The sequence below is a fragment of the Vibrio sp. 1288 genome, from assembly GCF_033344475.1.
On record NZ_JAWPOX010000365.1, the window covers coordinates 1 to 787 of the forward strand.

Genomic DNA, 787 nt, shown 5'->3' on the forward strand with positions numbered 1-787 from the left:
CTGACTCAAGCTTGGGCGCTCAATAGAGCATTCACCTTTTGCTTCACCACGATTGATCCGCAAAATCGCTAATTCATGTTCTGCATCTGGGTAATCCACTTCTAAGTGAAGCAAAAAGCGATCGAGCTGAGCTTCTGGAAGAGGGTAAGTACCTTCTTGTTCTATCGGGTTTTGCGTCGCCATGACCAAGAATAGCTCAGGCAGTGCGTAGGTGTGGCGACCTGCGGTGACTTGCTTTTCTGCCATCGCTTCAAGCATTGCGGCTTGTACTTTGGCTGGCGCACGGTTGATTTCATCCGCAAGAATGAGTGAATTGAAAATCGGCCCAGATTGGAATGTGAACTCGCCCGTTTCTGGGCGGAAAATATCCGTACCGGTTAAATCGGCAGGCAGCAAATCTGGGGTGAACTGAATGCGATGGAAGTCGCCTTCTACGCAATCAGACAGTGATTTTACGGCGCGAGTTTTAGCTAGTCCCGGAGGACCCTCAACCAAAATATGCCCGTCAGCAAGAAGGGCGATCAACAGTTGTTTAACCAGATCATGCTGGCCAATGATCTGAGACTCTAAATAGTGCTGAAGAGTTTCGAAGTTTGATTTATGCATGCTTTGGACTCTCGATATCCATTTGATTTTCGTTTTGAGTATTGGTCATTGCCAATCAGGAAAAAGTTCCTGTTCGCTCTCGAAATTTATCTTTTCAATATTGGGGCAAAGAAAAGGATTGCAAGCGAAGAAAAACGCTGAAAGTGCTTGAATGACAGGGTGTTACATTTATTTTGCATAA

1 protein-coding gene is annotated in these 787 nt (G+C 45.7%); it reads right to left on the reverse strand.

Annotated features, from left to right (window positions below):
- Nucleotides 1–606 (reverse strand): AAA family ATPase (locus R8O11_RS26790; protein ID WP_318194819.1); only part of this gene is annotated, 606 nt, incomplete at its 3' end.
- Nucleotides 607–787: the final 181 nt, after the last annotated feature.